This window comes from Bradyrhizobium canariense (genome assembly GCF_900105125.1).
Classification (GTDB): Bacteria; Pseudomonadota; Alphaproteobacteria; order Rhizobiales; family Xanthobacteraceae; genus Bradyrhizobium; species Bradyrhizobium canariense_A.
Map to the genome: position 1 here is coordinate 3,389,819 of NZ_LT629750.1, position 26,421 is coordinate 3,416,239.

Sequence of the window (26,421 nt, forward strand, 5' to 3'; positions counted from 1 at the left end):
GTGAGCCACTTCGCCCGCGATATGACCCCTGTCGTCAATCTCACGCGCGAGAGAGGCGCCGGCGCGGTGCGTCATCAGCGTCCGGTCTATGTCGACCTGCTTCCTCCCTGCAATGTGGCCTGCCCCGCCGGCGAGAATATCCAGGCATGGCTTGGGTTGGCGCAAGCGGGAAACTACCGGGGCGCGTGGGAAACGCTGATCCGTGACAACCCGTTGCCGGCGGTGCACGGACGTGTCTGCTATCACCCCTGCGAAACCAGCTGCAATCGCAAGGAGCTCGACAGCGCGGTCAGCATTCATGCCGTCGAGCGGTTTCTGGGCGACCTCGCGATGGAGCAAGGCTGGCCGATGCCGATCGCCAAGGTCGCTGCCGGCAAGCGCGTGCTGATCGTCGGCGCCGGGCCGAGCGGACTGTCCGCCGCTTACCATCTGACGCGGCTCGGCCATCAGGTGGAGATCCACGACGCCGGCCCATTGCCTGGCGGCATGCTGCATTTCGGCATTCCTGCCTATCGCCTGCCACGCGAAGACCTGATGAAGGAGATCGGGCGGATCGAGCAAATGGGCGTCAAGTTCGTGCCCAACCATCGGGTCGATGACGTCCTGGCCGAACAGACGAGCGGCGGCTTCGACGCGGTCTTCATCGCTATCGGCGCCCATCTCTCCAAGCATGTCGACATCCCGGCGCGCGACGCCATCAAGGTATTGGATGCTGTTTCGCTGCTTCGCGACGTAGAAGCCGATGCAGCACCGCGCCTGGGCCGACGCGTGGTGATTTACGGCGGAGGCAATACGGCCATGGACGTCGCCCGTACCGTCCGCCGCCTCGGCGCCAGCGAGGCCATGATCGTTTATCGCCGGGATCGCGCGCATATGCCGGCGCACGACTTCGAAGCCGGGGAAGCCTTGACTGAAGGTGTGAAAATAAAATGGCTGACCTCGATCAAGGCAATCCAGGGCGCTGATCTCACAGTCGAGGTGATGCGGATCGACGACAGCGGTCACGCACAGCCGACCGGACAGTTCGAGACGCTGAAGGCCGATACACTGGTGCTGGCGCTCGGCCAGGATGCCGACAGCGGCTTTCTCAAGAAGATCCCCGAAATTGTATTCGACGCCGACGGCTCCGTGGTGGTCGCACCGAACATGATGACCGGCCGGGCCGGCATCTTCGCAGGCGGCGACATGGTGCCTGCTGAACGCTCGGTCACCGTGGCGACCGGCCACGGCAAGAAGGCGGCGCACCACATCGACGCCTGGCTGAGGGGCGATATCTACGCCGCTCCGGCGAAGCATTCTGGAATCGAGTTCGCCGAACTCAACCTGCCTATCTATGCTGACGCGCTGCGTTCCACCCAGCATGAAATACCGGTTGCGCAGAGGGAAGGCCGTTTCGATGAGGTCGTCAGCGGGCTGAGCGCGAAAGAAGCGCTCCACGAAGCCAAGCGCTGTCTGTCCTGCGGCAATTGCTTCGAATGCGACAATTGTTATGCCGCATGTCCGGAAGACGCGGTCATCAAGCTCGGCCCGAACGAGGGCTACGAGATCAAACTCGATCTTTGCACGGGCTGCGGCGTCTGCGTTGAGCAATGCCCCTGCCACGCCATGGAGATGGTTTCCGAGCCGACGGAGGTCAGGACATGAACGCCGTGATCAAGCTGAATTCGGGCGATACCCCAAAACCGGCGGCAGAGCTGGCCGCCAACAAGGCGGTCAGGACTACCATGGACGGCAATACAGCCGTCGCTCATGTCGCTTATCGGGTCAATGAAGTCTGCGCCATCTATCCGATCACCCCCTCCTCCACGATGGCGGAACTCGCCGACCAATGGGCCGCGGAAGGACTTCAGAATATCTGGGGCAACATTCCCCTGGTCCAGGAAATGCAAAGCGAGGGAGGCGCCTCAGGCACCGTGCACGGCGCGCTGCAATCGGGCGCGATGACGACAACGTTCACGTCATCGCAGGGTTTGATGCTGATGTTGCCGAACATGATGAAAATCGCGGGAGAGCTGACTTCGACGGTGTTTCACGTCGCCGCGCGCTCCCTTGCAACTTCGGCCTTGTCGATCTTCGGAGATCACTCCGACGTCATGACCGTTCGCACCACCGGCTTTGCGCTCATTTCATCCGCAAACGTGCAGGAAGCCCACGACACCGCGCTGATTGCCGAGGCAGCGACCCTCGAGGCCAGGGTTCCATTCCTGCATTTCTTCGACGGCTTTCGCACCTCGCATGAGCTCAACACGCTGGACCTGATTCCGGATGCCAGCATTCGGACGATGATCTCGGACGACCTTGTCCGAGCCCATCGCGCGCGCGCACTCAATCCCGAAAATCCCTTCATCCGGGGCACCGCCCAAAACCCCGACACTTTTTTCCAGGCCAGGGAAGCGGTCAGCCCGTTCTACGCCAAGGTACCGGGAATCGTCGATGCCGCGATGGCCCGCTTTGCCGCGCTCACCGGGCGGCTCTACAAGCTGTTCGAATATGAAGGCGCACCCGACGCGGAGCGCGTTCTGGTGCTGATGGGTTCCGGCGCGGAGACCGCGCGGGAGACCGTCAAGGCGCTCGTAGCCCGCGGTGAGAAAGTCGGTGTTCTGCAGGTGCGATTGTTCCGGCCGTTCTCGACCGCGCATTTTCTTGCCGCGCTCCCGCCTTCGGTCGGCGCCATCGCAGTCCTTGAGCAGACCAAGGAACCAGGCGCCGCCGGAGAGCCGCTTTACCTCGACGTCGTCGCCACCCTCGCCCAGGGCTTTGGATCCGGCCAGCGATCATCGATGCCGCGCGTCATCGGCGGGCGCTACGGATTATCCTCGAAGGATTTCACGCCGGCGATGGCGAAGGCCGCGCTCGACGAGTTGGCCAGGCGCGACGGCCAGAACCAGTTCGCGGGACGAAACAGTTTCACCCTCGGCATCGAGGACGACGTCTCTTTCAGCAACCTCGCCGTCGAAAAAGGGTTCACGATCGAGACCGCTAACACCACGCGCGCAGTTTTCTACGGTCTGGGTGCCGATGGCACGGTCGGCGCCAACAAGAACAGCGTGAAGATCATCGCCGAAGACGCGAAACAATATGCGCAGGGCTATTTCGTCTATGATTCCCATAAATCCGGTGCGCAGACGATCTCGCATCTGCGGTTTGGGCCAGACCCGATCAAGGCCCCCTATCTGATTGCCTCGGCTGGTTTCGTTGCCTGTCACCAGTTCGGATTTCTTGAACGGCAGGACCTGCTGCGGATCGCCGCGCCAGGCGGCGTCTTCCTTCTCAACAGCCCTTATGGGAAGGACCAGACTTGGGACGAACTGCCAAAGTCCGTGCAGCAGGAGATCATCGACAAGAAGCTGCGCTTTTTTGTCATCGACGCTTCCACCGTAGCCCGGGACGTCGGCCTCGGCGTACGCACCAACACCGTCCTTCAGACCTGCTTCTTCGCCATATCCGGTGTCCTGCCGCGCGAGGATGCCATTCGGCATATCAAGGAATCGATCCGCAAAACCTATAGCGGAAAGGGCGAAGCCGTCGTGACGAAGAATTTCGCCGCGGTCGATGCCACACTGGCCCGGCTGTTCGAAATCAAGGTACCGGCAACCGCTACCAATCCGATGGATCTGCCTCCGATCGTCGTCGCCAGCGCGCCTGATTTCGTCAAGCGGGTGACGTCGCTGATGCTGGTCGGACGCGGAGACGACATTCCCGTCAGTCTCATCCCGGCAGATGGAACGTTTCCGTCCGGAACCTCTGCTTTTGAGAAGCGCAATATTGCGGAGGCCGTTCCGGTCTGGGAAGAAGACCTCTGCATCCAGTGCGGTCAATGCAGCTTCGTATGCCCGCACAGCGTCATTCGAGCCCGCTATTACAATGAGGATGCGCTGGTTGGAGCGCCGGCATCGTTCAAATCGGTACCAGTTAACGCCCGCGGCTATCCGGAAGCGCGCTTCACACTGCAGTTTTATATCGAGGACTGCACGGGTTGCGGTCTTTGCGTAGAGGCCTGCCCCGCGATCAGCCCGCGCGAGCCGGACGTCAAAGCGATCAACCTTGCGGACAAGGAACCGCTGGTCGCCGCCGAACGCGCCAACATTGCCTTCTTCGAGGGGTTGCCGGTCAATGACCGGGCTCGCGTCGATTTTGACAAGGTGCGCGGCGTTCAGTTCCTCGAGCCGTTGTTCCAGTTTTCCGGCGCATGTGCCGGGTGCGGCGAGACCCCCTACCTCAAGCTGCTTTCGCAACTGTTCGGCGATCGCGCGCAGATTGCCAACGCGACCGGCTGCTCATCGATCTACGGTGGCAGCTTGCCGGTGACGCCCTGGGCCGTCGATCGTGAGGGCCGCGGGCCGGCGTGGTCGAACTCGCTGTTTGAGGACAACGCCGAGTTCGGTCTCGGCTTCCGGTTGGCGGCCGACAAGCATCTGGCGCTTGCCCGCGCGCTGCTCACGCAACTAACACCACTCGTCGGCGAAGAGCTCGCGACAGGCGTCCTCAATGCACCGCAAATCCACGAATTCGAATTGCGGGCACAGCGCATACGCGTCGCCGAACTCAAGACCCGGCTGCTCAAAATCGAAAGCGAGCCCGCACGCAACCTGCTCTCCGTGGTGGACCATCTCGTGCGGCGGAGCATCTGGATCGTCGGCGGCGACGGCTGGGCTTTTGACATCGGCTTTGGCGGGCTCGATCATGTCATGGCGACTGGTCGCAACGTCAATATCCTGGTCCTCAACACCGAAGTCTATTCCAACACCGGCGGCCAGGCCTCAAAGGCGACCCCGCTTGGCGCGGTGGCAAAGTTTGCGGCGGCGGGGAAACGGGTCGCCCGCAAGGACCTCGCCTTGCAGGCCATCGCCTATGGAAACGTCTATGTGGCCCAGGTCGCGATGGGAGCCAATTCGCAGCAGACGCTGGATGCGTTTAGGGAAGCGGAGGCCTATGACGGCCCCTCGCTCATCCTCGCCTACAGTCAGTGCATCGCGCACGGTATCGACATGCGGTTTGGCATGAAACAACAGGACCTCGCGGTCGCCTGCGGCTACTGGCCGTTGCTTCGTTTCAACCCGACGATGCGAAGCGTCGGCAAGAGCCCTTTCCAACTGGATTCGCCGCGCCCGACGATTCCCTTCAAGGATTATGCCTACAATGAGGTCCGCTATTCCTCTCTGGCGCGATCGCTTCCTGACGAGGCGGCGCTGCTTCTCGCCAATGCGCAGGCCGCAGTGATCGACAAATACCAGCAATACGAAGCACTCGCGGCACAAGACGGGAGCCGCTTCCAGCCAGGCAGCGACGAGCCCGCCAGCCCGGCGTCCTAGGGCATGATCCGTAAAACTGGAAACCGGCTTTCTGAAAAGATCATGCTCAAACAAAACGATAACGCCGGAGTCTGATTCAAGCCAGTTGAATCAGACCCTGGCGCAGCGGTTCAGAAACTCCCTTCATCTTGGCTACGAATGCTTCGAGGAAAGTTGCTGAACCAAACCACGGCGCAGTACGGCCCGTCCCCGGAGAACCCAATGGATTTGACGACACGCTATATGGGACTTCAGCTCAAAAACCCGCTGGTGGCATCCGCGTCGCCGCTAACGGGAGAGCTCGACTCGCTGAAGCGGCTTGAGGATGCAGGCGCCGCCGCCCTGATCCTGCCTTCGCTTTTCCAGGAAGAGATCGAAGCGGAGACCGCCCGCTACGAGCATCTAACCAGCGTACACGACGACAGTTGGCCGGAGGGTCTCAGCAATTTTCCGAAACTGGCCGACGCGCAGCATGGGCCGCACGAATATCTCGAACTCGTTCGCCGGGCCCGGCGGGCGGCCGGGGTGCCGGTGATCGCAAGCCTGAACGGTATCAGCGACGAAGGTTGGACCTCCTACGCCAGGCAGCTCGAGCAGGCCGGCGCGAACGGGCTCGAACTCAATATCTATTTCATTGCAGCCGATCTTGCGACGACCGGCCGCGATGTCGAGCAGCGTTACCTCGACATCCTGCAATCGGTGCGGGCGGCGGTCTCGATTCCGATCGCGATCAAGCTCAGTCCCTATTTCAGTGCCGTCGGCAACATGGCTATGGCGCTTGAGGACGCTGGAGCCGACGGCTTGGTGCTGTTCAATCGGTTCTATCAGCCCGATCTCGATCTGACGCGCCTGCAGGTGCTGACCGATCTCAAGCTCAGCGAGCCGAACGAGATTCGGCTCCCTCTGCTCTGGCTTGCTGTCCTCGCAGGACGAACGAAGGCTTCTCTCGCGGCCAGTACCGGCGTGACCAGCGCCGACGAGGTTGTGAAATATCTTTTGGTTGGAGCCGACGTCGTGATGACCACCTCGTCGTTGTTGCGACAAGGCCCCGGTCATATGGCCACTTTGCTCTCCGGGCTGGAGAAGTGGCTCGACGCAAGAGAATTCGATTCCCTGAGGCATGTCAGCGGAATCATGAGTCAGCGAGGCATGCGGGACCCCCAGGCATTCGAGCGCTCCAACTACGTCAAGATCCTGCAAGGATATCGCCAGCCCGATCGGTCGACGACCGGACAGCCGGCAGCCCCTGTTCCATCGCGCACCGACGGAGCGAAGCCAAACCGGATTCTGGGATAAAGTTGGCACCTCCGAGACGCCCGTCGATGGACACAAGTAATTTACGTGGGCACGAGAACCACGATCATCCTCGGTGAGGTTCAGGCCGATTGCGCGGCAACCGAGCGGAAACGCAAAATGGCAAAGCTAAAAAACAATCCTCCGACCACGGCTACCGCCAGAAATTGCGGCCAGACCACGTCGATGCCAGCGCCACGGTAAAGGATCGACTGTGCAAACAGCACGAAGTGGGTCGAGGGCGACGCTTGCATCACGGTCGCAAGCCATGGCGGCATGCTCTCGAGCGGCGTGTTGCTTCCAGACAGCATATTCATTGGCAGGTAGACCAACATGTACAGCAGCCCAAGCTGCGGCATCGACCGCGCCACGGTGCCTAGGAAGATGCCGATCGCGGTGGCAAAAAACAGATAGATCACGACCCCGATCATGAACAGCGGAATTGAGCCCGCGATCGGTATTGCGAGCATCCCGCGAATGACGACGTAGAGGGATAGACCCACCGCGACCGTAATCACCAATCCATTGGCCCAGACCTTGGACATCGCGATTTCGAAGGGCGTCAAGGGCATAACAAGGAGGTGATCCATGGTACCGTGTTCGCGCTCCCGAACGATCGCCGCTCCCGCGAGGATGATGGCCAGCATGGTCACGTTGTTGATGATCCCCATCACGGTCGTGAACCACGCCGTCGTGATATTCGGATTGAACGCGATCCGAACGTCGAGATTGACCGGTGACAATGGGACTCCCTCCGAATGGGAGAGAAAGTCCGCCACCTCGGTGGTGATGATCTGCTGGGCGTAACCGGATCCGAGGCCGGCCTGCACCATCGCGGTCGCATCGACGTCGATCTGGATCTCTGGTCGCTTCCCGGCAAGGACATATTGTTCGAAGTCGGGAGGGATATCGATACCGAAGGTGTATTTTCCCTTGTTCATCAAGGACACGATATCCTTCTCGACGATCTGCTGCGGCGACTGGAAGTAAGGCGGAAGAAATGCATGGGCTATGCGGCGCGAGAGTTCTGAATTGTCCTCATCGACGAAAGCAATCGAGGCGTTGTGCAATTCCTGGGAATTGCTCCGTGCCTGCATGATGATAGCAAGGGAGAACGCATAAATTACGAATCCCAACAACACGAAATCATGGAGAAAGCTCCGCAGCTCCTTTATCCCGAGCCATAATATATTTTCAGCCTTGCCCACTGATCTAACGCTCCTGTTTCCGCAACATCAGAACGCTCAATAGCGCCAGCACGGGCACGAACACGGCCAAAGCCACGAGGTCCGTCCAGAGATCTCCAATTCCGAGTCCTTTGGTGAAGGCACCGACGCTGATCGGCACGAAGTAAGTCATCGGGAATGCCCGGCCCATGATTTGCGCTCCGGTAGCGAGGGAGGACACCGGCGTCATCATGCCTGCGAATTGGGTGGCCGGCAGAACCGTCAAAATAGCTGTTCCAAAGAGAGCCGCGATCTGTGTACTTGTGAAAACGGAAATCAGCATGCCGTATGCCGTCATCGCGGTAACGTAGATCAGGACGCCGAACAAAAGGACTGGAAAGCTTCCTTTCAGCGGAACATCAAAAACAAAAATGGCCATCAGCAACATCAGCGTAAAATTTGCCATTGCGACCGCAATGTAGGGAAGTTGCTTGCCCAACAGGAATTCAATCCGGCTGACCGGCGTTACATAAAGGTTGGTGATCGATCCGAGTTCCTTTTCCCGGACGATGGCAAGAGCCATCAGGATCGCCGGAAACAACCCGAGCAGCAGCGCGATGTTTGATGGAACCATCGCATAAATGCTGTCGAAATCCTGATTGTATTTGAACCTGATCTCGATACCGGAGGGAGGCGGCGCGACAAGCGCCGTCGTATAGATGGTTGGATCCACAAGATACAATTGATGCATGCCTTGCAGATAGCCACGGATGGTTTCCGCACGAAACGGCATGGCGCCATCGACCAATGCGCTGACCCATGCGGGACGCCCGCGCTTGATATCGAGACCGAAGTTCGGCGGAATTTCAACCGCCGCCTTGATGTCTCCGCTCCTGAGACGGCTGATCAATTCCTTGTCGTCGGCGATCGACGGCTTCTCGACGAAATAGGCGGAGCCTCTGAGCTCCTCGAGATAAGCGCGGCTCTCGGGAGACTGATCCTGATCCAGCACTGCGAAGGAAAGATTATTGACGTCCGTGGAAACGCCGAAGCCGAACACCAGCATCAGCAGCGTGGTTCCGAACAGGCTGAAACCGAGCCGGATCGGATCACGCAACAGCTCGAGGGATTCGCGGATCGTATAGGCGAGCAGACGCCGCAAGCTGAACAACGAGCGCATCGGCGCCGGCAGCGCCACTTCAGCGGCCCTGACCGGCGGCGCGGGTGCGGTAGCGGCGGAGCGCTCACGGGTCGCTTCCTCGAGATAGCCGATGAAAGCGTCTTCGAGAGACGCGGCGCCGCGTGCCTTGACCAATCCTGCCGGTGTATCCGTGGCCAATACATGCCCGGAATCCATCAAGGAAATTCGATCGCAGCGCTCCGCCTCATTCATGAAATGCGTAGAGATGAAGATCGTCACGCCTTGATTGCGCGACAGATCGATCAGAATTTCCCAAAACCGGTCGCGAGCCAGCGGATCAACTCCCGATGTCGGCTCGTCGAGGATAAGGATCTCCGGTTCGTGAACGATTGCGACCGCCAGGGACACTCGCTGCCGAATCCCCAGCGGCAGATCAAGCGTCCGCTGATCGAAATAATCCTTGAGGCCAAAACTATCCACCAAGCCCGCGATCCTGACTCGCGCCTTCTCCGCCGGTATGTGGAACAGGTGCGCATGGAGCTCAAGATTTTGTTGCACGGTAAGTTCGGTGTAGAGGGAGAACGATTGTGACATGTAGCCGACGCGGTAGCGTGAATTCATGTCGGATGGATCGAGAGGCTTTCCGAACAGCAACGCCGCGCCTTCGCTGGGAGGCAGCAGCCCGGTCAACATTTTCATGGTCGTGGATTTGCCGCAGCCATTCGATCCGACAAAACCGAAGATCTCGCCTTGCTCGATCGTAAAATTTACTTTGTCGACCGCGGTAAAATCGCCAAAACGGCAGGTGAGATCGCGTGCAACGATGACGGGATCGGCATCGATGATGCGACGCGGCGATATTTGCAATGCCTTGTGTCCACGCCGCGCCTGTTCCGGGAGTAACGCGATGAACGCATCCTCCAGAGAGGGGGTATTGGTTTTGGCTTTCAGATCGGCGGAAGTGCCGGTTCCCAGCACCTTGCCGGCATTCATGGCCACCAGCCAGTCGAACCGCGCCTCTTCCATATAGGCCGTCGCGACCAGCACGCTCATCCCCTCGCGGCGAGAGCGCATCTGGTCGATCAGCTCCCAGAACCTGCGGCGAGAGAGCGGATCGACACCGGTGGTTGGCTCGTCAAGAATCAGCAGATCGGGATCATGGATCAGACAGCAACAAAGCCCAAGCTTCTGGCGCATGCCTCCGGACAATTTCTTCGCCATCCTTTCGGAAAATGGCGCAAGGCCGGTGCTCCACAAAAGCTCGGAGATCATCGCGTCACGTTTGGCGCGCGATTGTCCAAACAAGCGCCCGAAGAACTCGATGTTCTCGCGGACGCTGAGGTCCGCATAAAGATTCTTGCCCAATCCCTGCGGCATGTAGGCAATACGCGGGCAGATATCAGCCCGAGATCTGGGATCCGCCATGTCGCTGTCAAGGACGATAACGCGCCCTGACTGGATTTGGCGCGCCCCTGCGATCATACTCAGCAAAGACGATTTGCCGACGCCGTCCGGCCCGATCAACCCAACCATGCAGCCCGCGGGCAGATCAATCGTGACATGATCGAGGGCGACCACCTTGCCATATCGCTGCGTGATGTCCTCGACATGAGCGACCGAGCTTTCGCGAGCGATCATGGAGTGGCGCTTCCTTGCAATCGCGCTGGCCAGGCGGTCGTGGCATCAAGCAGCAAATAAGTAACGCCGGGAAGACCGCTTCTCACCTTCTCGGCGTGAACGCGTAGACGATCGGGATCGATTTTCGCCCTGATGCGGAACATCAGGGTATCGCGCTCGCTTTGCGTCTCTACCGTCTTCGGCGTGAACTGCGCCTGGGTCGCGACGAACGACACTTTTGCGGGTATGGCGAGCTTCGGAATGGCATCAAGCACGATGCGCGCGTCAGACCCGATCTTGACCTTACCAGCGGCGTTCGTCGGCAGATAGACATCCATGTAGACATAGCTGATGTCGAGCATAGTGAATACCTTGCCGCCTGAGGGAAGCACCTCACCGATATTGGCGATGCGATACTGAATGCGTCCTTCCGTAGGTGCGACGAGCGTATTGTCGGCGATGTTGACCTCGTTGAGTTCGACGTCATGGGTGCTGGCTTCCATTGCGTGCTGGGATTCCGCCACCCTGTCCTGCGCAGCCTTCAAGGCTGCGTTGGCTGCGTCCAGCGCCTGCTGACGCTGATCTACAACTTCCTTGGTCTGGGCACCCCTCTGCAAAAGGACGCTCGCCCGATCAAACTCTTGCTGGGCCAATAACAGCAGGCTTTTCTGCTGAACGACGTTCGCGTTGGCCTCCTTGATGGCTTGCTGCGCTTGGGAAACTGACGCCTGGGATTTCTTGAGCGAGGCCGATAGATCCCTGGTGTCCATCCGCGCCACGACCTGACCAGCCTTGACCATATCACCGGCATCAGCGAGGATTTCGGCGATGCGCCCGGGGAATTTAGTGTCGATGTCGATCTCCTGAGCCTCGATTCGACCGTTACCGAAAGCGATGCCCGGGGGCAATTGAGGCTGCAAATGCAGCCACCAGTAAAGCCCACCGCCGGCACCGCCGATCACGACAGCCAAAACCAGCGCAAGCCGAAGCCAGCGCCTGCGAGCCGGCGTCGCCTTCTCAGCCGAAGGCGCGACCTTCATCACGTGTTGTTGCGGAACCAGAACGAGCTCACGCTTCTCTGTCGGCGGAGGTTGGGCTCCCTCAGGCGCTTTCGCGGCCGACTTTACCTCTTCGTTCATCTGGTCTCCTGCCTCTGAAACAGTCGCGCCTGGTTCGCGCTTTGCTACTTCGGCAGCAGGTTGATTTGCAGCGCGCAACAGATCGAATTGAGGCCGAACTGACGCTTCCTCAATTGATGGAGATCGAGTCGCCTGTGCACTCGCGATGCCGCTGCTGCTGTATCCAATAACCACAATAGCAGGTGCCGGACGCGCCAAGTCAGAGTCGGAAACTACTCAGTCTGGCCTTGCGTCCGGGGAGGCTACCGTCATGCGCTGAAAGCTGGTCCGACAGCAGGCGTCTCTGTCATATCGCCCTCACCGGGCATTTTTCGAGCCCCGGACGACATCAGAGTTGCAACTATCTCAGGACTTGTGGATTGGTCATTCCCGATGTCTGCTTGTCGGTACTGTTGAAAGGCTCAGATGCAAACTCCTCTTCAAGTGGTGTTCCAGGGATGCGAGCCATCGGATCCAGTGCGCGCGAGCATTCAGCATGAATTCGAGCGTCTCGAAGCGCACGATCATCGCATCACCTCCGGCAGGGTGACTGTGATCGGACCGGGCGACCACCATCGGCACGGGGCAGGCTTTCAGATCCATATCCTGCTGACAATGCCACCGAATGAAAATATCGTGGTCAGCCACTCCCCGTCGGACGATGAGCGTCTCCAGCACGCCGAAATCGCTGTCAAAGACGCTTTCACGGCTGCCCGACGGCAAATCGATGATCATCGGCCACGAAGTTAAAACGCCGTGCGGTTTGGTCACTTCGGTCGACAGTCATCAAATCGTGGACTTGAGTGACGCCGGCCGCCGACCAGGCGGTATCTGACACCCATCACGCCAAGCCGATTGCGTATATCCGCTTCCGCGGCGCCCTTCTGAAAATGCCAGTCGACATCACCCGTCTGAGTCAGTGCTGTTCTCGTTTCACGCCTTGCTATGACTTCGCACTGCGGTCGAGGGCGGTGTCAGGAACGCATCAAATCGCTCCTTGACGATGGCATAGCATTCACATGACGCCTTCTCGAGGCCCCTGCGATCAAGGACCTGGATCGCGCCCCGATGGTAGCTGATGAGGCCAGCCGCCTGCATCGACTGAGCCGCCAGCGTCACGGATTTCCGGTTGGCGCCCAATATCTGCGACAGGAACTCATGCGTGTACGGAAGCGCTACTCCCTCGGCGCGGTCATGCATCATAAGGAGCCAGCGGCACATCCGCTCTTCCGTTGTATGCATCGAATTGCAGGCGACCGTCTGCTGAACCTGTGACAACAGCGTCTCCGAATAGCTCACGAAGAGGTTGCGTACATGCTCGCTGATCTGGAATTCATGCTGCAGCAGTTCGATCGGACAGCGGACTGTGTGACCCTCTAGTTGCGCGATGCATCGATTGAAGGAAACCCGGCTGTACATGGCGGCGAAGAGCCCGAAAGCGCCTTCGCGCCCGATATTGGCCGTCTCGATGGCCGCACCATTCTCCAGCACGGTCAGCAGAGACAGAACGGACCCTCGGGGAAAATAGGCGTGCTTGAGCAGACCGCCCGCATCGCAAACCATCGCGCCGAGCTTGAATTCCATCGGCTCCAAATAAGGGTCGATTCGTTTGCGGCTGTCCGGCGCCAGAGCGTCGAGCAGTTGATTGCTCCGCAAATCTTGATCCGTTTGCGCTTTCGACATGGCGCGGTATCATTGTCTATGTGAATCGGTTGCAGCCCAGAGGCGGTCGGGCGCCGGTGGACAGGAAGTGATACCATTCCTATTCCAACTTGCTTGTTAGAACGCGTTCTCCGCGACAAGTCTGAGCAAAATAGCTCAGGGCTGCCCCTGAAGATCAGATCTGAACTGATATTTCGGCAGCACCGACCAGCGAATGAAGTTGGGCGATCACTGCCTGCCCCCGATACGGCTTTCCGAGAAATGCGCTGTTCGACGGCAGATTGCATTGCTGCAGCCGAGCCTGGCCTGAGGAGACAAGGATCTTTATCGACGGCCAGCGCTCACTCACCATATAAGCCAACCTTGTCCCGTCCACGCGTCCGGGCATGTTGATGTCGGTGAACACGACGGCGATATCCGTCCGAGTCTCAAGCAAGCCAACGGCTTCTGCGGCATCGCCAGCCTCCAGCGTAATGAAGCCGGCCTCCTCGACGATTTCGACGGCAAGTTCCCGCAGCAACGAATCATCTTCTACAATTAAGATGACAGCCGGCGCTCTGACTGCTGCTTCGTTCGTCACGATACTGATCCATCAGTTGGGCTGCCGACGTCTTCCTCCGGATCGCCATTTGCCTGATCAGACCAATATTTCGCCATCCGAACGCAATGCGCCCGCAGATCCGAACTGAGCGTATCGCGAGACATCAGCATGAAATCTGATGCTAGACGCAGGCACTCCAGATCACGCTTTATCTCGTCGTCGGTATCGGACACGACAAACCTCCCTGGCAGAGGTGTGTCGTCGCACACTTCAGTGCGCCCTGTCGGTGGTCCGCACCACCAAGCTGCACCGAAAGTGCACGGTTTGGACAGTTTTAATCCGGCAACGCCCGCAATTACGTCAAGGTTTCCGGACGATCCCCTCCTGCCGCAATACCTGCCTCGGCCGCCGTCAGCATCGAACCTCAAAGCGGTCGGTGGTGCGGCAGTAAATCGAGGGAGAACCGAGTCGTCCGATCGGCATAAAATTGTTGATGTCCAATCGCGGACCAGGCAAGTGATCGGCGACGTGAAACATCATCACTTCGCCGATAAACAGAGACCGGTGCTGCTCACGCACGTCACCCAGGCGATGGGACGTGGAGCTACCAAATTGGTGAGAATCTTATAGTTGTCGGCATTCGTTTGAAGTGATCGATCGATTTGCATCACTGTCGCCGTCTTGCACGCGATATGCTTTCGACACGACGATCCCGATGGGACGCTCAATGTCAAGGCTGAGTAGTTTCCGAGCCTATCTTGGCGGGGGTCGCCCAACCTAACCTTGGTTCAAAGATCAACACTGAGAAACCCGCAACGGCCGAGTTGCGCCTTTGGCGTGCGCCCAATGGCGATATGGGCAACCGGCGCCACGATCCACCTTACCCCTCAAGGAGAATACCGATGGAAAATAACGAGACAGTCATCGCCGTCTTCGCCGACCATCCCGCAGCCGAAACGGCGATCAAGAAGCTGACTGCCGCTGGCTTCGAAATGAAGAACCTCAGTGTGGTCGGCAAGGGCTATCACACTGACGAAAAGGTTGTCGGATTCTACAACACTGGCGATCGGGTCAAGTTCTGGGGCACGCGCGGTGCATTCTGGGGCGGCTTCTGGGGCTTGTTCCTGGGTGGGCTGTTCATAACCGTTCCGGTTGTCGGACCAGTTGTCGTGCTCGGCTACATCGCTACGATTGTGATTGCCGGTATCGAGAATGCCGTCATTGTCGGCGGGATAAGTGCCCTCGCCGCGGCGCTCTACAGCATTGGCGTGCCGAAGGACAGCGTGATCCAATATGAAACCGAGCTGAAAACCGACCGCTTTCTAGTGCTGGCTCACGGCCCGGCGGCGGAAATTGCCCACGCCAAGACGATCCTCGGCACAGTCAACCCTTCGCGCGTCGATGTGCATACCAAGGCAGCAGAGCCCGCCGTCGCTGCTATCGGCTGATCCGTTCACGCAGACGTCAGCTTATGAGAAACACAAGGAATTAGACGTCATGAGAATTTTTATCGCCCCGCTCGTGATCGGAACGCTTGCGCTCGCCGGCACGTCACCCGCCGTGGCTCAATCGAAACCCGTATCCGACCAAAATGTATCGGTTGGGGCAGCCTCCAGCCGCGATTCGACGGCCGAAAGAAGCAGTTACAAGCACAAGGCTCAGGACGATATCCGAATTTGGCAACAAAAGCTGGACGGCTTCGACGCCAAGGTGCAGGTCAAGGCAACAGAGGCGCAGACGAGCGCCTCGAAAGATCTAGACGACGCCTGGACTCAAACCAAGATGGCGTCCGCTCGGCTGGAGACGGCTGGCGAAGCGGACTGGGGCAGCGCCAAAGCCTCCTTCAAGACGGCCTCGGACAAACTTGCCGTGGCCTGGCACAAGGTCAATCCCACGGACAAATAAGGCGCGCTGCCGACAGCGAAAACAGCCGGCAATGGCCTCCCCCTTGCGACGCCCGCGATAAACGATTTGGCACAACGAAGTCCGGAGGCTGAGAGAGCCTCAGGGAATGAGGACTGCCGCTCCTTCGAAGCGGCCTGCGCGAAGATCAGCAAGAGCCTGGTTGGCCTGATCCAGCAGATAGCTCGTAGTGCTGGTGACAATCCCGATCTTGGGTGCCAAGCGCAGGAAATCGATCCCGACGCGTTCACCGATCCGCAGACCTTCGACACCGGCGCCGATCGCATCGATCCGGCCCGCAATCGTGCCCCGGGATAATCGGCACCTTGGGATCAGGCAGTTCGCCGTCGACGACGTGAAGGTCGGTGCGGCAGACGCCCGCAGGCTAAAACCTTCACCGGGATCTCGCCCGACCCCCGGGTGTCGATCGTCGAAATCGGTCCATTGCAGCGCCGTTCTGAGTTCCTTGAGCACCATTGCCTGCATGACGTTCCCCGCTTACGCGGAAGATCCGCCGTCAATATATAAGCAAGGGCGACCTGCGGAACGCAGACCACCACATTTTCAGACGAACACATGTATCAGTTCGTTTCAAGGAGCAGCGTGTTGCGTCGGCCGCCGCCATCAATTCGCGGTGATGGGTTCAGACTTTCTGATGGCGGGATTTTTGGCCTGGCGATCGTCTGGCTTGGTACCGACGAAGTCGAGCACGATACGGCCCGCCACCTTTCCGTGCTCAAGCCTGTCGAAGATTTCATTGATCGCCGACAGCGGTTGCAGCTCGATATCAGCCTCGATCTTGCCTTCGGCGGCGAAGGCCAGCGTCTCGGCCATATCCTCACGATTGCCCACGAAGGAGCCACGAATGGTGATGCAGTTCGCGACAACGTCAAATAAAGGAACGGGAAAATCACCCGGCGGCAGTCCTACCAGCACACAGGTGCCGCGCTTACGCGTCATGCCGACACCCTGCTTGAACGCGCCGAGCGAGGGCGCGGTAATCAGGACGCCGTGGGCGCCACCGCTGGTGCCTTTCTTGACTGCCTCTTCCGGCTCGCCATGCTTGGCATTGACAACGAAGTCAGCGCCCATCTTCTTGGCAAGTGCAAGCTTGCCGTCGTCGATATCGACAGCGCAGACCCGAAGGCCCATCACCTTGGCATATTGAATCGCAAGATGCCCAAGGCCGCCGGCACCGGAGATGACGATCCACTCGCCCGCCCTCGCCTTTGTCTCCTTGATTCCCTTATAGGTGGTGATGCCGGCGCAGATCAACGGCGCCGCCAGCTTGGGATCGAGTCCATCAGGGATATGGGCGACGTAGTTCGGATCGGCGATGACGTACTCGGCGAAGCCACCGTTCCTCGTATAACCTCCGAATTCCGCTTCGGCGCAGACCGTCTCCCAGGCCGCCAAGCAATGTTCGCAATGACCGCAGGCCGAGTAGAGCCACGGCACTCCAACCCGGTCACCTTCCCTGACGATCTTGACCCCGGCTCCGACCGCAGCGACGCGGCCGATGGCTTCGTGACCGGGAATGAACGGCAGCTTCGGCTTCAGCGGCCAGTCGCCCGTCGCGGCATGGAGGTCGGTGTGACACACGCCGCAGGCCTCGGTCTTGACCAAAATCTGGCCCGGGCCGGGCGACGGAATCTCCCACTCCTGCTGCAGCAGCGGTTTACCGAAGTGCTCGACGACGGCGACCTGCATTTTACCGGCCATAGGATGACTCCTCTTTTGGTGGTTGAATCGGTCGATAGGTTCGGCGAACGCTTAGGCGGCGGCTTTCGTGCCCAAGGCGCGGACTGCCTCGATCATCTTGGTCAGCACAGCAGCGGCATCACCGTAGACCATGTCGCAATTGTCGCCGTAGAACAGCGCATTGACGATGTCCGCATAGCCTTTGCCCTGGCCACGCTTCACGACATAGACTTTCTTGGCTTTGTCGGCGTTAAGAATCGGCATGCCGTAGATCGGCGAGGATTTGTCGGTGCGCGCGGCCGGATTCACGACGTCATTGGCGCCGATCACGAGTGCGACGTCGCTATTGGCGAATTCATCGTTGATGTCTTCAAGCTGAAAAATGAGGTCGTAGGGGACCCCCGCCTCAGCCAACAGAACATCCATCTGACCAGGCATACGTCCCGCCACCGGATGGACGGCGAACTTCACCGAAACACCCGCCGCCTGCAGCAACTTTACGAACTCGTAGAGCTTCTGCTGTCCCTGGGCGACCGCGAGCCCGTAACCCGGCACGATGATGACCGAGCTCGCATAACGCATGAAGATACCTGCGTCGCCGGCCTCGACCGGCTTAAGGCTACCCTTGATGTCACCTTGCTTGTGCTTGACGGCAGCACCGAAGTTTGTGAACAGGATGTTGCTGATCGAGCGGTTCATGGCCTTCGCCATCAACAGAGTCAGAAGCATACCAGCGGCGCCGACCACCATGCCCGCAATCATCAGCGCCGGGTTTTGCAACACAAACCCCTCGAGGCCGACCGCAAGGCCGGTGAACGCATTGTAGATCGAGATCACCACCGGCATATCGGCGCCACCGATCGGCAGCGTCATCAGAACACCGAATAGCAGCGCAAAGCCAAAGAACAGGTAGATCAGATCGGGCGTCGCGACCGGCGATGTAATGACGCCTTGCATGACACAAACGATGTATCCGCCGATTCCTACCGTGGCCGACGCGACCAGTGCATTGAAGACCTGCTGCCCCCGAATCCGAAACGGCTTCGAGATCACTCCATCAAGCTTGGCCCATGCAATCAGTGAGCCGGAAAGCGAGACCGCGCCGATTAACGCGCCGATCAAGGTCACGACAAGCTGGGTAACACCACCGGCCTTGTTTCCGAACAGCTCGACCGCGGCAATCGCGGCGGCAGCGCCGCCACCCATGCCGTTATAGAGGGCGACCATCTGCGGCATCGCCGTCATCGCCACCTTCTTGCCGCTCCACCATGCAACACCGCCACCGACAAGAAGAGCTGTGACGGCCAGGCCGATATTGACCAGCAGAAACGGTCTCGCAGCTGCGCCGATATTGAAGGCATAGAGGAAACTCGCCAGGACGGCGACCAGCATGCCAACGCCGGCAACCAAGATCCCCGAGGGGGCGGTCACAGGGGAGGACATGCGCTTGAGGCCGTACATGAAGAGAAAGGCTGCCGCCAGATCTGTGACGCCAATAATGAGTTGCGGGATAATCGTCATCATGTCGGTTTCTCAACCCTTTTTCGGGTGACGGGCCCTGGCGTGGCCATGCCCGGCATGGCTGGGCTTGCCACTGGGCTGAAACATTGCGAGCATACGGTGGGTAACGGCGAATCCGCCCGCGGCATTGCCCGCCCCGAGCAGAACCGCGAAAAATCCGATCGCCTGCTCCAGCACCGTGCTGGCGTTCAGCAGCGCAAAGATTCCACCGACTACGACAATGCCGTGCACGAAGTTGGAGCCGGACATCAGCGGGGTATGCAGGATCGCCGGAACGTGCCCGATGATGACCCAGCCTGCGAAGGCAGCCAGCATAAAGATATAAAGTGCAACGAAACCGCTAATCGCTATCGTAAATTGCATGGCGATATCACCCCTCGATTCAAGCCACTTTCGTGGCAGGCTTGGCTTTCGCCGCATGGTCGCCGCTGGCGGAAGTGGCATGTGGCGTGACCGCTTCGCTCTTCATCTCGCCGGCATGGGTAAGGACCGTCTTGGCCAAAATCTCATCGTCCCAGTCGATCTTGACGACGTTGTCCTTCATCATCAGCGCGAGAAGATTGTATTGGTTCTTGGAATAAAGCTCGCTTGCGTCTTCGCCTAACAATGATGGAACGTTCAGCGGCGCTAAGATCGTTACCTGGCCGATATGTGCGGTCTCTCCGGGACGCGTGTCCTCGCAATTACCCCCGCCGTCGGCCGAGAGGTCGACGATCACGGCGCCGGCTTTCATGCCAGCCACCTGCTCCTTGCTGATGAGTTTTGGAGCTACACGGCCTGGAATGGCCGCCGTTGTGATGACGAGGTCGGCGGCCTGGATATGCCTGGTCAGCACGACGGCGACCTTGGCTTTCTCATCCACGGTCAGTTCGCGGGCATAGCCGCCCTTGCCGCGAGCATCGATGCCAGTTTCTACAAAGGTTGCGCCCAGCGACAGCGCCTGCTCCTGAGTTTCCGGGCGAACATCGTATCCTTCCGTGACCGCTCCCAAACGGTGCGCCGTCGCGAGGGCCTCAAGGCCGGCGACGCCAAGGCCCATGACCAGGACTTTGGCTGGCCCGATCGCGCCGGCAGCCGTCGTGATTTTCGGCAAAACTCGCCCAAGGGTCGTGGCACCGAGTTGAACGGCATAGTAACCTGCGAGCGCGGATTGGCTAGAGAGCGCGTCCATCGCCTGTGCACGTGTAATACGCGGCACACGTTCCATGGCGAAGCAAGTGATCTTCTTGTCCAGAAGAAGTTGAACGAGCGCTGGTTCCCTGTTCGCATAGATGAAGGAAATCAGGATCGCGCCTTCCTTCATCTGGTTGATAACCTCCAGCGCAGGCGGCTGAACCGCGAGCACCACATCGGCGTCAGCGACCAACTCCTTGCGGTCGGCCATGAACGTGACATCCTTGAATGCGGCGTCCGCCAACTTGATGGCGTTTCCCGCGCCCGCCTGCATGTGAAGCTTCGCGCCGAGCTTGACCAGCTTGGGGACGACGGACGGCACCAGAGCCACACGCCGTTCGTGCGGCTGTGTTTCCTTCAAAACGGCGACGTTGACGTACATGCGGGCTCCAGCTTCTTGCCTTGGGTTCTTTGATGGTCCGCCGAATGCGTCACGACAATCGATAAGGATTCCAGCCGAAACGAACGCCTCATCGCGCCTTACATCGGCGCTTCGGCCGACACGTAGCGAACCAGCTTTTTGTTCACGAACTCCTGGATGCCCATATCGCCGAGCTCGCGCCCGTAACCCGAATTCTTGATGCCACCAAATGGCAGTTCGGCGTCGGACCAGCTGATGTTGTTGATGAACATCATGCCGGTATCAATACGGCTCGCCACCCGTTTGCCCCGTGCCAGGTCCTTGGTGAAGACGGAGCCGCCCAGGCCGAAGTCCGAGTCGTTTGCGAGCGCGATGGCCGCGTCTTCGTCCTTGACCCGGAAAAACATCGCAACCGGACCGAAGAACTCATCTCTGAAGGCAGGATTTTCGGGTTTGACGTCGGTGAGTATAGTGGGCTGCATGAATGATCCCGGACGATCGACGCGTTTTCCGCCCATGAGCACTTTCGCCCCGTGCGCAACCGCTACATCGATTTGCTTCAGAAGATCGACCAAGGCAGATTCGGTGGACAAGGGACCCAGTGTCGTCTTTTCGTCCAAGGGATCACCGGCCTTGAGGGCTCCGAGCGCCGCCTGAAACTTTTCCAGGAATTTGTCGGCGAGCTTTTCGACGACGATGAAGCGCTTTGCTGCGCAGCACGTCTGTCCGGTGTTGTACATCCGTCCCCAGACAGCCCATTTGATGGTGTGTTCGAGATCGGCGTCTTCGAGGACGATGAACGCGTCACTGCCGCCAAGCTCCATCGAGGATGGCTTGAGATTCTGTCCAGCGCGCGCCGCGATACTCCTGCCGGCCGCAACACTGCCCGTCAACGCAACGCCCTTGACACGCGGATCATCGATGAGGTCGTCCGACTGATCGTGCGAAATCAGCAGATTGGTATACAACCCGATTGGCGCACCCGCGTCTATCCAAAGCTTTTCGAAAGCGATCGCGCACTGCGGCACGCAGCCTGCGTGCTTCACCAGCAAGACGTTGCCGGCCATCAGATGCGGACCGGCGACCCGCGCGAGTTGGTAATAGGGAAAATTCCAGGGCTCCACGCCGAAGATCACGCCGATCGGGCTGCTCTCCATATGGCCATCGCCGAGCGTCGGATGGAGCTCGACATTGGCAAGGAAGCGCTCGGCATTCTTGGCATAGTACGCGAGGATATTCGAACTGAACTCCACTTCTCCCTTGGCTTCCCCAATGCGCTTGCCCATCTCCAGCGTCATGGTGTGCGCCAGCTCGTCGACCCTCTCATGCATTAAGACGGCGGCCTTGGCGACGACGACCGCCCGCTCGGCATAGGTCTTGAGCTTCCAGGTTTTGAAGCATTTCTCGGCCGCAGCCAGCTTCTCTTCGAGCTGCTTGTCGGTCAGTTCGTCGAACTTCTTGAGGAGTTTTCCGGTGGCGGGGTTGAGGCTTTGATAGGCCATGATCTGGTTTTCTTTCAATGCTGTTGCGTGGTGGCCGGACGAATATTCGCTATGCCTCGATGATCACCTTGAGCGCTTTGGTCTTGGCGGCGCTTGCGAAGGTTTCATAGGCATCCATGATGTGGTCGAGCTTGAAGCGATGCGTGATCAGGAGCTTGGGGTCGATCTTGCGAGATCGGACCGTCTTGAACAGCATCGGTATGGTGACTGTGTCGACCAGCCGCGTAGTGATGGAAATATTGCGGTCCCACAGACTTTCCAGATGGAGATCAACCTTCACGCCATGCACTCCGATGTTGGCGATGGTACCGCCCGGCGCGATAATCTTCTCGCAGAGCTCAAAAGTAGCTGGAATACCGACCGCCTCGATCGCGGTGTCGACACCGCGTTTGCCAGTCATCTTCATGATCGTCTCCACAGCATTGCCGTCGGCGCTGTTGATGACGGTCGTAGCCCCGAAGCGCTTGGCTACTTCAAGGCGATTGTCGTCGAGATCGATCATGATGATCTCGGCCGGCGAGAAAAACTGGGCTGTGAGTAGCGCGGCCATCCCAACCGGCCCTGCGCCAACAATAGCCACGATGCTTCCTGGTTCGACTTTTCCGTTCAATACGCCGCACTCGAAACCGGTCGGCAGAATATCGCTGAGCATCACCAACGCCTCTTCGTCGGCCCCGTCGGGAATGGGGTAAAGGCTTGTGTCTGCAAAAGGCGTTCGAACAAACTCAGCCTGCGTGCCGTCGATGGTGTTTCCAAGAATCCAGCCGCCAGTTGTGCAATGGGAGTACATCTGCTTGCGGCAATAGTCGCATTTGCCACAGGCGCTGACGCATGAGATCAGCACTCGGTCTCCCGGTTTGAATGCTGTCACGGCCGGCCCGACCTTCTCAACGACTCCGACGCCCTCATGGCCGAGAATACGTCCCGGCTGGCACGTTGGGAGATCACCCTTGAGGATGTGAAGGTCGGTGCCGCAAATTGTCGTTTTCGTGATCTTGACGATCGCGTCCGTCGGCGCGGTGATATCCGGCTTGGGGTGATCTTCCAGAGCTTTCTTGCCTGGACCTCGATAGACGAGAGCCTTCATCGTTTCCGTGACAGCTACTGGGGTGCGATCTTTCGTCTTTACGATCGTCGTTTCGGTCATGGCCTATAAACCTTCAGCTTAACGATTGGCTCAAGCGTTCATGACTAGCGATCTCGGTGGGATTTGGCAGGTTCGGAAACTACTCAGGGGGGCGTGAGGTTGAGTGAGACTTCGATCGATAAGCGCACTCTTCGCCTTCATCAGGCTGTACCGCTGCACTCGCTCTTACGCGGCACGTCGTTTCTGTCACGATTACGTGAATTTCCTAAGCACTCGCAAATGGCACACGGCGTAACAGAGCAGTGATGGTCACTGAACGGAATTCACTGGCGGGTGCGGGGGTATAGCGCCGCCTACGGAGCTCGCGATCGAACGATCCGCCGTCGGCGGAAGTTCGTGATTTGCGACGATGAATTGGGAGCCCAACACAAAGGACATGAGTATGACGTAGATCCACCAGGGCCGAGAACTCATCATCGCACCTAGATTGTGCGGCGCCTGGCTTGACGCGGCATTGTCGGCAAGCGGATGCGGAAGCAGAGCGATCAAGCGCGTCGCAATCGCCCGCGCATCGGGATGCGTCCAGGCCCTAGCCGGAAGCGCTTCAATGAGCGAGGCCAATCGCTCGATCGCGGTCTTTCCTGGTAATCGAGCCAGTTTGGCAGCTTCTTGCCACGGATCCAGGTCGGACTGAGCCAATCCCGAAAGCACGCTCACCTGCATGCCGTTGACGTCCTCGCCGATCGAGGCAAAGAGAAAGTTTTCAAACTCGGGTGCAAGCATGGAACCTGGTATAGCGCACGTCATCATGGCCACGAGAATTCTCCGTTCCGAAAGCACCGATCGATGTTTCCCAGCCGGCCGAAGTCGCATCCTACCGAAAGACCGGCAGGCACGTCAGGATCGGAAACTACTCAAACGCCTCCGCATTCGTGACGGCACGGGCGCCACACCGAGCGCCGATTTTTCCGCTCTCGTTCCATCATTTCAGGAGAGCCTTCGGCAGAACCTGCTGTCGCCTAGGTATTTTCCGAACCTGTCGAGATCGCGATCCATAGGTAGCCTGCATTGCAACGCGCTTAGCCTCGACAATATAACCGGTTTACCAGAACAGGAGCGCTTCCGAGATGGATGATTCACGGACTCAGGCGATCAAGCCTCCGAGCCTTGATCTACAAGCCCATATCGCCGAATTGGAAGCACAGGGTCTGCTTGTGCATATCGATCACCCGGTCAACAAAGACACCGAGCTGCATCCGCTGGTTCGCTGCCAGTTTTTGGGGGGCATTCCTGAGGACGAGCGCCGGGCCTTCCTCTTCACCAACGTCGTTGATTCCGACGGGCGTCGTTACGACATCCCAGTTGTGGTTGGAGCGTACGCCGCGTCGCCAAGGATTTATGCAATAGGAATGGGGCGCTCCATCGCTGAAATCGGCAAAGACTGGTTGAACGCCATTGCCAACCCGATCGCTCCCATCATCGTGAGTTCTCCATCCTGTCAGGAAGTCGTCATCAAAGGTGGTGATCTCCGGTTGCCCGGCGGTGGGCTGGCAAGCCTACCGGTGCCGATCTCCACGCCCGGCTTTGACGCGGCGCCCTATCTTACCGCCACGCTGTGCATCACAACCGATCCGGATAATGGTATCCGCAACATTGGCACCTATCGTGCGGCTTTGAAAAAGACGGACCGTCTCGGCGTACGCATGTCGTCACGGATCGGCGGCGCCGGCGGGTACCTGCACTGGTGCAAATACCGGGATCGAGGTGAGAGGATGCCTTGCGCCATTGTCATCGGTGCTGCGCCGGTGATCGCCTACACCGGTGCAGAGAAACTCGCCATCGACCAGGACGAAATGTCGGTGGCGGGTGCCCTTGCCGGCGTCGCAATCCGCACAGCAAAAGCCGTCACGGTCGATCTCGAAATACCAGCAGATGCGGAAATCGTGGTCGAAGGTCTTATCGACACTGACTTGCTCGAGCCCGAGGGTCCTTTTGGCGAGAGCAATGGCTATGTCGCGCTTGAAGACTTCAATATGTCCATGGAGGTAACGGCGATTACGCACAAGCGTTCTCCCGTCTTCGTCTCCATCATCAGCCAGGTGACCCCGAGCGAGTCCAGCGTCATCAAGAAGGTGGCTCTGGAACCACTATTCCTGAACCATCTGCGCGACCATCTATCGCTCAAAAGCGTCCTCCGGGTGGTCATGCACGAGCCGTTGAGCAATCTCCGGCCGATCATCTTCATCCAATTCGCCAACGGCGCACCACGGACCGAAGTCTGGCGGGGCTTGCAGGGGGCCTCTGCCCGCCAGGCCGATTGCGGCAAGCTCGTCATCGCAGTTAGCGAGGATATCGATCCTGACAATACCGACGCGGTGATGTGGTCGCTCGCCTACCGGTCGAACCCGATCGAAGACGTGCATGTCGAGCCTTACCGCTCGACCGGCCACGCCCCGAAGTCTGGACCAGGGGAGCTGGACTCGACCTTGCTTATTGATGCGACGCTCAAATATCCGATGGCGCCGCTAGCATTGCCAGGCCGAGCGTTCATGGAGCGGGCACAGGCACTTTGGAAGGAGCTCGGCTTGCCGGCTCTAAATGTTAAGTCGCCTTGGCACGGCTATTCGCTTGGCGATTGGACCGACGCCTGGGAGAAATTTGCGCGTAATGCTGTTGAAGGCGCCTGGGCAAAAAACGGGGATGATACCTGGACACGGCGGCGCGGCGGCCTCAAGCCGGAGACACCCGTTCGTACGGTCGAAACGCCCGCGAAGCTTGGCGCGGCTCCATGATCTCCGAAGGTGAACGGGAGGGTGCCTTCTGGGCGTCCTCCCTCCGGCTCTATAAGGTTTTCGGGGTGCAACAGGTCCTGTTGCGGCTACAAGATGAAGAGGGTGCCGATATCGCAACGATACTGTACATCCTTTGGCGTGTTACGTGCGGCTTTCGATTGGACAGGGCTGAGCTAATACGTCTCATCGAGCTTATCCATGCGTGGCGCGATCAGGTAGTGTGGCCGCTACGAACGGTGCAGCGCGCGATAAAGGCAATGAACGAGGACTTCCCAGGGGCCGCGGCGTTGCGCGAGCGTGTAAAGGGCGTGGAACTGGAAGCCGAGTACCTGCTTCATACAGCCATGGAGGCCCACTCGGTTGACGCTCAGGGCAAGCCTGAGCCTTCCGCTGCCTGCGCCGCTGGCGCAGGATTGTTGGCCTACAGCGCCCTGATCGGATTTAAACTGCGCGACGCGGAATGTTCATTGCTGGTGAGGTCGCTGGATGCTGGCCGTACAAGATCATAACGGCGGACGGCTGACTAGTTTCAGTTGCAACATTGGTCACGGTG

22 protein-coding genes are annotated in these 26,421 nt (G+C 59.1%); 7 read left to right on the plus strand and 15 right to left on the minus strand.

All coding sequences use genetic code 11. From position 1 onward, the window contains the following. The 3 genes from BLV09_RS16250 to BLV09_RS16260 all read left to right on the plus strand — a co-directional run bounded on the left by BLV09_RS16250 (nucleotide 1) and on the right by BLV09_RS16260 (nucleotide 6,587). The gene (locus tag BLV09_RS16250; protein WP_146688055.1) at nucleotides 1–1,644 is read left to right on the plus strand and encodes an NAD(P)-binding protein; all 1,644 of its coding nucleotides are present in this window, start codon (nucleotides 1–3) and stop codon (nucleotides 1,642–1,644) included. Beyond that, a complete protein-coding gene (gene nifJ, locus BLV09_RS16255; RefSeq protein ID WP_244549119.1) occupies nucleotides 1,641–5,312 on the plus strand; it encodes a pyruvate:ferredoxin (flavodoxin) oxidoreductase in 3,672 nt (1,223 codons plus the stop codon). The genes BLV09_RS16250 and nifJ overlap by 4 nt, the downstream gene beginning before the upstream one ends. Nucleotides 5,313–5,513: 201 nt before the next feature. Then, nucleotides 5,514–6,587 (plus strand): dihydroorotate dehydrogenase-like protein, encoded by a 1,074-nt coding sequence (locus BLV09_RS16260; protein ID WP_146688056.1) that lies wholly within the window; start codon nucleotides 5,514–5,516, stop codon nucleotides 6,585–6,587. A gap of 80 nt (nucleotides 6,588–6,667) precedes the next feature. Here the strand turns inward: BLV09_RS16260 and BLV09_RS16265 are convergent, their stop codons facing one another. From BLV09_RS16265 to BLV09_RS16295, 7 genes are all read right to left on the minus strand, one after another. Next, the gene (locus BLV09_RS16265) at nucleotides 6,668–7,792 is read right to left on the minus strand and encodes an ABC transporter permease (RefSeq protein ID WP_146688057.1); all 1,125 of its coding nucleotides are present in this window, start codon (nucleotides 7,790–7,792) and stop codon (nucleotides 6,668–6,670) included. A 4-nt stretch (nucleotides 7,793–7,796) separates the two neighbouring features. After that, nucleotides 7,797–10,529 (minus strand): ribosome-associated ATPase/putative transporter RbbA, encoded by a 2,733-nt coding sequence (gene rbbA, locus BLV09_RS16270; RefSeq protein ID WP_146688058.1) that lies wholly within the window; start codon nucleotides 10,527–10,529, stop codon nucleotides 7,797–7,799. After that, on the minus strand, nucleotides 10,526–11,845 hold the full coding sequence (locus BLV09_RS16275; RefSeq protein ID WP_349536845.1) for an HlyD family secretion protein: 1,320 nt from the start codon (nucleotides 11,843–11,845) through the stop codon (nucleotides 10,526–10,528). The genes rbbA and BLV09_RS16275 overlap by 4 nt, the downstream gene beginning before the upstream one ends. 165 nt (nucleotides 11,846–12,010) lie before the next feature. Then, a complete protein-coding gene (locus BLV09_RS38120) occupies nucleotides 12,011–12,397 on the minus strand; it encodes a hypothetical protein (protein WP_244549120.1) in 387 nt (128 codons plus the stop codon). Nucleotides 12,398–12,559: 162 nt separating this feature from the next. Then, the gene (locus BLV09_RS16285) at nucleotides 12,560–13,309 is read right to left on the minus strand and encodes a Crp/Fnr family transcriptional regulator (RefSeq protein ID WP_146688060.1); all 750 of its coding nucleotides are present in this window, start codon (nucleotides 13,307–13,309) and stop codon (nucleotides 12,560–12,562) included. Between the two features lie 154 nt (nucleotides 13,310–13,463). Beyond that, complete coding sequence (locus tag BLV09_RS16290) at nucleotides 13,464–13,868, minus strand: response regulator (RefSeq protein WP_244549121.1); 405 nt, start codon at nucleotides 13,866–13,868, stop codon at nucleotides 13,464–13,466. Then, nucleotides 13,865–14,062, minus strand: a complete 198-nt coding sequence (locus tag BLV09_RS16295; protein WP_146688062.1) for a hypothetical protein — start codon at nucleotides 14,060–14,062, stop codon at nucleotides 13,865–13,867. The genes BLV09_RS16290 and BLV09_RS16295 overlap by 4 nt, the downstream gene beginning before the upstream one ends. 525 nt (nucleotides 14,063–14,587) lie before the next feature. Between BLV09_RS16295 and BLV09_RS16305 the strand changes: the two genes are divergently transcribed. Together BLV09_RS16305 and BLV09_RS16310 are read left to right on the plus strand one after the other, a co-directional pair. After that, complete coding sequence (locus BLV09_RS16305) at nucleotides 14,588–15,277, plus strand: general stress protein (RefSeq protein WP_197685053.1); 690 nt, start codon at nucleotides 14,588–14,590, stop codon at nucleotides 15,275–15,277. 49 nt (nucleotides 15,278–15,326) lie between these two features. After that, nucleotides 15,327–15,734: a hypothetical protein gene (locus BLV09_RS16310; RefSeq protein ID WP_146688063.1), complete on the plus strand. Its 408-nt coding sequence runs from the start codon at nucleotides 15,327–15,329 to the stop codon at nucleotides 15,732–15,734. Between the two features lie 99 nt (nucleotides 15,735–15,833). Here BLV09_RS16310 and BLV09_RS38125 read toward each other — a convergent pair whose 3' ends face one another. From BLV09_RS38125 to BLV09_RS16350, 8 genes are all read right to left on the minus strand, one after another. Beyond that, nucleotides 15,834–16,208, minus strand: coding sequence for a hypothetical protein (locus tag BLV09_RS38125; protein WP_433994403.1), 375 nt, complete (start codon nucleotides 16,206–16,208; stop codon nucleotides 15,834–15,836). 147 nt (nucleotides 16,209–16,355) lie between these two features. Next, entirely contained in the window at nucleotides 16,356–17,453 is a 1,098-nt protein-coding gene (locus tag BLV09_RS16320) for a zinc-dependent alcohol dehydrogenase (RefSeq protein WP_146688064.1), read from the minus strand. 51 nt (nucleotides 17,454–17,504) lie between these two features. Further along, nucleotides 17,505–18,956, minus strand: coding sequence for an NAD(P)(+) transhydrogenase (Re/Si-specific) subunit beta (locus tag BLV09_RS16325; RefSeq protein WP_146688065.1), 1,452 nt, complete (start codon nucleotides 18,954–18,956; stop codon nucleotides 17,505–17,507). Between the two features lie 9 nt (nucleotides 18,957–18,965). Then, the gene (locus BLV09_RS16330; RefSeq protein WP_146688066.1) at nucleotides 18,966–19,316 is read right to left on the minus strand and encodes an NAD(P) transhydrogenase subunit alpha; all 351 of its coding nucleotides are present in this window, start codon (nucleotides 19,314–19,316) and stop codon (nucleotides 18,966–18,968) included. Between the two features lie 19 nt (nucleotides 19,317–19,335). After that, nucleotides 19,336–20,508, minus strand: coding sequence for an NAD(P) transhydrogenase subunit alpha (locus tag BLV09_RS16335; RefSeq protein WP_146688067.1), 1,173 nt, complete (start codon nucleotides 20,506–20,508; stop codon nucleotides 19,336–19,338). Between the two features lie 98 nt (nucleotides 20,509–20,606). Continuing rightward, a complete protein-coding gene (locus tag BLV09_RS16340; RefSeq protein WP_146688068.1) occupies nucleotides 20,607–21,989 on the minus strand; it encodes an NAD-dependent succinate-semialdehyde dehydrogenase in 1,383 nt (460 codons plus the stop codon). 49 nt (nucleotides 21,990–22,038) lie between these two features. Beyond that, a complete protein-coding gene (locus BLV09_RS16345; protein ID WP_146691153.1) occupies nucleotides 22,039–23,076 on the minus strand; it encodes a zinc-dependent alcohol dehydrogenase family protein in 1,038 nt (345 codons plus the stop codon). Nucleotides 23,077–23,385: 309 nt separating this feature from the next. Continuing rightward, a complete protein-coding gene (locus tag BLV09_RS16350; protein ID WP_146688069.1) occupies nucleotides 23,386–23,859 on the minus strand; it encodes a hypothetical protein in 474 nt (157 codons plus the stop codon). Nucleotides 23,860–24,203: 344 nt separating this feature from the next. On the opposite strand from BLV09_RS16350, the gene BLV09_RS16355 reads away from it, so the two are divergent. Further along, nucleotides 24,204–25,868: a UbiD family decarboxylase gene (locus BLV09_RS16355; RefSeq protein WP_146688070.1), complete on the plus strand. Its 1,665-nt coding sequence runs from the start codon at nucleotides 24,204–24,206 to the stop codon at nucleotides 25,866–25,868. After that, complete coding sequence (locus tag BLV09_RS16360) at nucleotides 25,865–26,377, plus strand: TIGR02444 family protein (protein WP_146688071.1); 513 nt, start codon at nucleotides 25,865–25,867, stop codon at nucleotides 26,375–26,377. The genes BLV09_RS16355 and BLV09_RS16360 overlap by 4 nt, the downstream gene beginning before the upstream one ends. Nucleotides 26,378–26,421 lie beyond the last annotated feature (44 nt).

Excerpts from the sequence above, each read along its gene's own strand:
- nifJ (WP_244549119.1), top strand. The coding sequence starts at position 1,641 with ATGAACGCCGTGATCAAGCTGAATTCGGGCGATACCCCAAAACCGGCG.
- BLV09_RS16260 (WP_146688056.1), top strand. The coding sequence starts at position 5,514 with ATGGATTTGACGACACGCTATATGGGACTTCAGCTCAAAAACCCGCTG.
- rbbA (WP_146688058.1), bottom strand. The coding sequence starts at position 10,529 with ATGATCGCTCGCGAAAGCTCGGTCGCTCATGTCGAGGACATCACGCAG.
- BLV09_RS16285 (WP_146688060.1), bottom strand. The coding sequence starts at position 13,309 with ATGTCGAAAGCGCAAACGGATCAAGATTTGCGGAGCAATCAACTGCTC.
- BLV09_RS16310 (WP_146688063.1), top strand. The coding sequence starts at position 15,327 with ATGAGAATTTTTATCGCCCCGCTCGTGATCGGAACGCTTGCGCTCGCC.
- BLV09_RS38125 (WP_433994403.1), bottom strand. The coding sequence starts at position 16,208 with ATGGTGCTCAAGGAACTCAGAACGGCGCTGCAATGGACCGATTTCGAC.
- BLV09_RS16320 (WP_146688064.1), bottom strand. The coding sequence starts at position 17,453 with ATGGCCGGTAAAATGCAGGTCGCCGTCGTCGAGCACTTCGGTAAACCG.
- BLV09_RS16325 (WP_146688065.1), bottom strand. The coding sequence starts at position 18,956 with ATGATGACGATTATCCCGCAACTCATTATTGGCGTCACAGATCTGGCG.
- BLV09_RS16330 (WP_146688066.1), bottom strand. The coding sequence starts at position 19,316 with ATGCAATTTACGATAGCGATTAGCGGTTTCGTTGCACTTTATATCTTT.
- BLV09_RS16335 (WP_146688067.1), bottom strand. The coding sequence starts at position 20,508 with ATGTACGTCAACGTCGCCGTTTTGAAGGAAACACAGCCGCACGAACGG.
- BLV09_RS16340 (WP_146688068.1), bottom strand. The coding sequence starts at position 21,989 with ATGGCCTATCAAAGCCTCAACCCCGCCACCGGAAAACTCCTCAAGAAG.
- BLV09_RS16345 (WP_146691153.1), bottom strand. The coding sequence starts at position 23,076 with ATGAAGGCTCTCGTCTATCGAGGTCCAGGCAAGAAAGCTCTGGAAGAT.
- BLV09_RS16350 (WP_146688069.1), bottom strand. The coding sequence starts at position 23,859 with ATGCTTGCACCCGAGTTTGAAAACTTTCTCTTTGCCTCGATCGGCGAG.
- BLV09_RS16355 (WP_146688070.1), top strand. The coding sequence starts at position 24,204 with ATGGATGATTCACGGACTCAGGCGATCAAGCCTCCGAGCCTTGATCTA.
- BLV09_RS16360 (WP_146688071.1), top strand. The coding sequence starts at position 25,865 with ATGATCTCCGAAGGTGAACGGGAGGGTGCCTTCTGGGCGTCCTCCCTC.